Origin of the sequence: Nocardioides sp. (genome assembly GCF_036401255.1) — a bacterium.
Classification (GTDB): domain Bacteria; phylum Actinomycetota; class Actinomycetes; order Propionibacteriales; family Nocardioidaceae; genus Nocardioides.
On sequence record NZ_DASWVI010000215.1, the window covers coordinates 1 to 5,643 of the forward strand.

Sequence of the window (5,643 nt, forward strand, 5' to 3'; positions counted from 1 at the left end):
CCGCCGCGTCGGGACTCGGGTCGAGGAAGATGTCGCGGTGGTCGAAGGCGGCGACCAGGCGGATGTGCTCGGAGCAGAGCATCCCGTTGCCGAACACGTCGCCGGACATGTCGCCGATGCCGACGCAGGTGAAGTCCTCGGCCTGGCAGTCGATCCCGCGCTCGCGGAAGTGTCGCTGCACCGCGACCCAGGCACCGCGCGCGGTGATGCCCATCGCCTTGTGGTCGTAGCCGACAGAGCCGCCGCTCGCGAACGCGTCGCCGAGCCAGAAGCCGTAGTCCTTCGCCACACCGTTGGCGATGTCGGAGAACGTCGCGGTGCCCTTGTCGGCCGCGACGACCAGGTAGGAGTCGTCGCCGTCGTGGCGCACGACCCGCTCGGGGGGCACGGTCTGCCCGTCGACGAGGTTGTCGGTGATGTCCAGGAGCCCGGAGATGAAGGTCTTGTAGCAGGCGACCCCCTCGGCCAGCCAGGCGTCGCGGTCCGAGGACCCTGCTGGACTCTGGGGAGGCAGCTGCTTGCAGAAGAACCCGCCCTTCGCGCCGACCGGCACGATCACGGTGTTCTTCACCATCTGCGCCTTGACCAGGCCGAGCACCTCGGTGCGGAAGTCGTCGCGGCGGTCCGACCAGCGCAGGCCACCGCGGGCGACCGCGCCGAAGCGCAGGTGCACGCCCTCCACGCGCGGGGAGTACACGAAGATCTCGAACCGCGGCCGCGGCTCGGGCAGGTCCGGCACCCCGGACGGGTCGAGCTTGAAGGAGATGTAGGAGCGGACGCCGCCCTCGCTGGGCTCCTGGAAGTAGTTGGTGCGCAGGGTCGCCCGGATGTGGGCGAGGTAGGAGCGCAGGATCCGGTCGTGGTCGAGGCTGACGACGTCGTCGAGCGCCCGGGTGATGCGCTCCTCGATCTCGCCGGCGCGGCTCAGGTCGGCGCTCGGGTCGAAGCGGATCTCGAACAGCAGCACCAGCAGCCGGGTGATGTCGACGTTGTTGCGCAGCGCGTCGTGGATGTAGTCCAGCGCGAACGGGGAGTTCCCCTGGCGCATGTACTTCGCGTACGCACGCAGCACCGTCGCCTGGCGCCAGGTCAGGCCCGCACCCAGCACCAGGGCGTTGAACCCGTCGATCTCGTTGTGGCCGTCCCACACGGCCCGGATCGCGTCCTCGAACAGCTCGCGCGAGTTGTCCGGGAGCGCCCGGTCGTAGCGCAGGCCGAACTCGTAGATGTACGTCGGGCGCCCGAGCCCGTCGAGCTCGTAGGGCCGCTCGTCGACGACCTCGACGCCCATCGAGGACAGCATCGGCAGCACCTCGGAGAGCGAGAGCGCCGGCCCGATGCGGAACACCTTCAGCCGGGCCTGGCCCTGGCCGTCGTCGAGGTCCTGGTAGATCGAGAGGTCGATGGCGGCGCCGGACTCGCCGACCGCCATCGCCTCGAGCCGCCCGAGGTCCGTCGCGCCGGTCCGCGCGTTGAAGTCCTCCTTGTAGGCCTCCGGGAAGGAGTCCTGGTAGCGGCGGACCATCCACGCGCCGAGCTCCTCGCCGTACTCCTCCAGCACGGCGGCCGCGAAGTCGTCGCTCCAGGACCGCGACGCGTCGGTGAGGCGGCGCTCGAGGTCGGCGGTCTCGACGTCGCGGATCGACGCGCCCTTGGGCGGGTGGACGACGAAGTGCACGCGCGCGGTCGTCGACTCGGTGAGCCGCACGGTGAACTCCACCGTGTCGCCGCCGAGGCTCTCGCGCAGGATGTCGGAGAACCGCTCGCGGACCGCGGTGTTGTAGCGATCGCGCGGCAGGTAGACGAGCACCGAGACATAGCGGCCGTAGGTGTCGCGCCGGATGAACATCTTCAGCTGGCGGCGCTCGCGGGCGTGCATCGCGGCCTCGGCCATCGGTGCCAGCTCGTCGACGGAGGTGTGGAACAGCTCGTCGCGCGGATAGGTCTCGAGGGTGTCCATCAGCGCCTTGCCGTCGTGGCTCTGCGGCGAGAAGCCGATCCGCTTGAGCACGGCGGCCGCGCGGTCGCGCAGCAGCGGGATCCGGGTCAGCGACTCGGTGTATGCGGCACTCGAGAACAGGCCCAGGAACCGGCGCTCGCCGACGACCTCGCCGTTCTCGAACTTCTTGACGCCGACGTAGTCGAGGTACGCCGGGCGGTGCACGGTGGACCGCGAGTTGGCCTTGGTGAGCACCAGGACGGTCTTCTCCCGGGCCTTGGCGGCCGCGGTTGCGGGGAGCAGTCCGGTGGACCGCGACATGTCCTGGTCGGGGCGCAGGATGCCCAGGCCGGTGCCGGGGACCCCGCGGAGGTGCTCGCCGTCCTCGTGCCGCTCGAGGTGGTACTCGCGGTAGCCGAGGAACGTGAAGTGGTCCTCGGCGAGCCACTGCAGCAGGTCGCGGGCCTCGCGCACCTCGTCGGGGTCGACGTCGGCGGGCGGGTGGACGGTGAGCTCGTGCACGATGTCGGCGACCTGGGCGTGCATCTTCGACCAGTCCTCGACCGACTCGCGCACGTCGCGCAGCACCCGCTGGATCGCGTCCGCGATCACCGCGAGGTCCTCGGCGTCGGCGACGCGGTCGATCTCGACGTGCATCCAGGACTCGCGGGCGAGCTCGCGCCCGGCCGACCCGGCGCCGTCGTCGACGGGCCGCACCTCGCGCAGGGCCCCGGTGATGTCGCGGTCGACGTCGAAGAGCGGGTGCACGACCAGGTGCACGTCGTGCAGCTGCCGGGAGAGCTCCATCGTCAGCGAGTCGACCAGGAACGGCATGTCGTCGACGACCACCTCGACGACCGAGCGGCGGCCGGCCGACCAGCCCTCGGCGCTCGGGCTGGGGGTCGAGACCCGCACCCGCGCGGTGCCCTGGGGCCGCTCGGCGGCCAACCGGTAGTGGGAGGCGAACGCGCCGTACAGGTCGGCGTCGGAGCGGTCGCCCACGTCCTCGGCCGCGATGTGCCGGTAGTAGGTGCGGATCAGCTCGGCGACGTCCTCGCGCGGCGGACCGCCCGGATCCTCGGCGCTCTCGCCCAAGGCGATCGCTCCGGCCAGCAGCTCGGACAGGTCCTGCTCACGCGTCGTCGTTGACACGGGACCGACATTAGGACGCCACCGCCCGTCCACCAACTCCGCCCCGCCGAGCCACGTCCACCGACGTCCGAGGCCCGGTCCGGATCGCCGCGGGCGCGGGTCGCTCAGAGCTCGGAGCGCAGCCCCCACAGCAGCGGGTAGTACTGCACCGGCAGCCGGGAGCGGAGGTACGTCGAGCCGCTCGAACCGCCCGTGCCCGACTTGCTGCCGATCATCCGCTCGACCATCACCACGTGCCGCGCCCGCCAGTTGGCGGCCAGCTCGTCGTGCTGCAGCAGGGCCTCGGAGAGCGCCCACACGACCGCGTAGCGGGACCGGTCGTGGGCCGCCGTGCGCAGCGAGGCCGAGATCTCCTCGTCGGACCCGGCCGCCAGCCCGAAGGAGCGCAGCATCGTCACGAACGCGTCCCACAGCGTGGGCTCATCGAGCCGGGTGTCGAGCCGCTCCTTCTCCGCGGGCGTGATGCCGCGGAAGCGCTCGACGTACGCCGGGTCCTTGGCGCCGGAGAGGAACTCCAGCTCGCGGAACTGCACCGACTGGAAGCCGCTGGCCGGGGCGAGCCGCTGGCGGAACTCCAGGAAGTCCTGCGGGGTCATCGTCTCCAGGACGTCGATCTGCTGGACCAGCACCCGCTCGATCACGTGCACCCGGGTGAGCAGGTGCTGGGCCCACCACAGCCGGCCGCCGGCCTCGCCGCCGAGCATCGCGTCGCGAGCGGCCGACACCTCGTGGAGCAGCTGCTTGAACCACAGCTCGTAGACCTGGTGGATGGTGATGAACAGCAGCTCGTCGTGCGCGGGCGGGTCCGACTCGAGGTGCTGGGCGTCGAGCAGCTGCGGCAGCCGCAGGTAGCTGCCGTAGGTCAGCTGCGCGCCCTGCTCCCCGAACGACACGAAGTTCTCACTCATGACCCGCACCCTAGGCCGTGCGTTAATTGGCCCATGAAGTTCCGACACGAGCTCGCCTACGACGCCCCGCCGGCGGCGGTCTTCGAGATGCTGGCCGACCCCGAGTTCCGGCGGGCGGCCTGCGCCGCCCAGGACGTGATCTCGGCCGAGGTGACCCTCGAGCGCGAGGGTGCCGGCTTCACACTGAGCGTCGACCAGGAGCAGCGCACCGACGACCTGCCGTCGTTCGCGCGCACCTTCGCCGGCGCCTCGACCCGCGCCATCCAGCGCGAGCAGTGGGCCGATCCCAGCGGCGGGACGCTGCAGATCGACACGCCCGGCAAGCCGTCGACGCTCAAGGGCACGATCACCCTGACCCCGGACGGCGCCGGCACCCGCGAGGTCGTGGAGCTGGAGATCAAGGTCAGGGTGCCGCTGATCGGCGGCAAGCTGGAGAAGCTGCTCGCCGACAAGGTGACCGCGGGCATGGACGCCGAGCACGGCGTCGGCATCGACTACCTCGCGGGCCGCTGATGTCGCGGCGACTGCACCACCAGATGACCTACGAGGCCCCGCTGGCCGCCGTGGTCGAGATGCTCGCCGACGCGCGCTTCCGCGAGCAGGTCTGCGAGTACCAGCACGTGCTGCGAGCCGACGTCGAGATCGACCGGTCCGGGGACACGATGAGCGTGCTCGTCGAGCAGGTCCAGCCCACCGAGCGGATCCCGTCGTTCGCGAAGAAGTTCGTGGGTGAGGAGATCGAGATCGTCCAGCGCGAGGACTGGTCGGCACCCGACCGCGCGCAGCTGCACGTCACGATCCCCGGCAAGCCCGGACACATGGAGGGCACCATCACGCTCGTCGAGACCGGCGGCACCACGGTGGAGACCGTGGACGTGGAGATCAAGGTCAGCCTGCCGCTGGTCGGCGGCAAGATCGAGGGCCTGGTCTCCGACCTGCTCCGCAAGGCGCTGGTCGCCGAGGAGAAGGTCGGGGCCCGCTACCTGTCGGCCTGACCGTCCTCTTGGCCGCCCCCCTGGCCGCCCCCCGCGCCGGCCGGCTGGCCGGCCGCGGCGTGCTCGGCCGCTGCGTCCTCCCGGCGCTCGGCCCGTCGTCGCAGCCAGACCACGAGGCCGAGCAGGACGAACGGACCGAACGCCAAGAAGACCGTGAGCGCCTGCTCGATGGGGTGCAGCGACCCCATGTGCAGGGCGATCAGGTGGGCGGAGAGCATCAGCCCAGGTGGGGGTAGCGGTAGTCGGTCGGCGGCACGAACGTCTCCTTGATCGAGCGCGGCGAGGTCCAGCGCAGCAGGTTCGACGCGGCGCCGGCCTTGTCGTTGGTTCCGCTGGCCCGGCCGCCGCCGAACGGCTGCTGGCCCACGACGGCGCCGGTCGGCTTGTCGTTGATGTAGAAGTTGCCGGCGGCGAACCGCAGCTCGTTCTGCGCCCAGGCGATGGCCCGCCGGTCCTGGGCGATGATCGACCCGGTCAGCGCGTACGGCGAGCTCGACTCCATCGCCCGCACGACCCGCTCGAAGTCGCCGTCCTCGTAGACGTGCAGCGCGAGGATCGGCCCGAAGTACTCGGTGGAGAACATCTCGTCGGTCGGGTCGCCGCCCTCGACGACCGTCGGGTTCACGAACCAGCCGACCGAGTCGTCGAG

General features: G+C 71.1%; 6 protein-coding genes. 2 read left to right on the forward strand and 4 right to left on the reverse strand.

All coding sequences use genetic code 11. The features are described 5' to 3' along the window. Together VGD85_RS09990 and VGD85_RS09995 are read right to left on the reverse strand one after the other, a co-directional pair. On the reverse strand, nucleotides 1-3,091 hold a 3,091-nt coding region (locus VGD85_RS09990), incomplete at its 3' end, for an NAD-glutamate dehydrogenase (protein WP_331063302.1). A 104-nt stretch (nucleotides 3,092-3,195) separates the two neighbouring features. Beyond that, complete coding sequence (locus VGD85_RS09995; protein WP_331063303.1) at nucleotides 3,196-3,999, reverse strand: tryptophan 2,3-dioxygenase family protein; 804 nt, start codon at nucleotides 3,997-3,999, stop codon at nucleotides 3,196-3,198. A gap of 33 nt (nucleotides 4,000-4,032) precedes the next feature. On the opposite strand from VGD85_RS09995, the gene VGD85_RS10000 reads away from it, so the two are divergent. Both VGD85_RS10000 and VGD85_RS10005 read left to right on the forward strand, forming a co-directional pair. After that, nucleotides 4,033-4,512: a DUF2505 domain-containing protein gene (locus tag VGD85_RS10000; protein ID WP_331063304.1), complete on the forward strand. Its 480-nt coding sequence runs from the start codon at nucleotides 4,033-4,035 to the stop codon at nucleotides 4,510-4,512. After that, a complete protein-coding gene (locus tag VGD85_RS10005; protein WP_331063305.1) occupies nucleotides 4,512-4,994 on the forward strand; it encodes a DUF2505 domain-containing protein in 483 nt (160 codons plus the stop codon). Before VGD85_RS10000 ends, VGD85_RS10005 begins: the two co-directional genes overlap by 1 nt. Here VGD85_RS10005 and VGD85_RS10010 read toward each other — a convergent pair. Together VGD85_RS10010 and VGD85_RS10015 are read right to left on the reverse strand one after the other, a co-directional pair. Then, on the reverse strand, nucleotides 4,979-5,212 hold the full coding sequence (locus tag VGD85_RS10010; protein WP_331063306.1) for a hypothetical protein: 234 nt from the start codon (nucleotides 5,210-5,212) through the stop codon (nucleotides 4,979-4,981). The two genes, VGD85_RS10005 and VGD85_RS10010, sit on opposite strands and share 16 nt — an antisense overlap. Further along, nucleotides 5,212-5,643: aldehyde dehydrogenase family protein (locus VGD85_RS10015; RefSeq protein WP_331063307.1), on the reverse strand; the 432-nt coding region annotated here is incomplete at its 5' end. The genes VGD85_RS10010 and VGD85_RS10015, both read right to left, overlap by 1 nt.

Excerpts from the sequence above, each read along its gene's own strand:
- VGD85_RS09995 (WP_331063303.1), bottom strand. The coding sequence starts at position 3,999 with ATGAGTGAGAACTTCGTGTCGTTCGGGGAGCAGGGCGCGCAGCTGACC.
- VGD85_RS10000 (WP_331063304.1), top strand. The coding sequence starts at position 4,033 with ATGAAGTTCCGACACGAGCTCGCCTACGACGCCCCGCCGGCGGCGGTC.
- VGD85_RS10005 (WP_331063305.1), top strand. The coding sequence starts at position 4,512 with ATGTCGCGGCGACTGCACCACCAGATGACCTACGAGGCCCCGCTGGCC.
- VGD85_RS10010 (WP_331063306.1), bottom strand. The coding sequence starts at position 5,212 with ATGCTCTCCGCCCACCTGATCGCCCTGCACATGGGGTCGCTGCACCCC.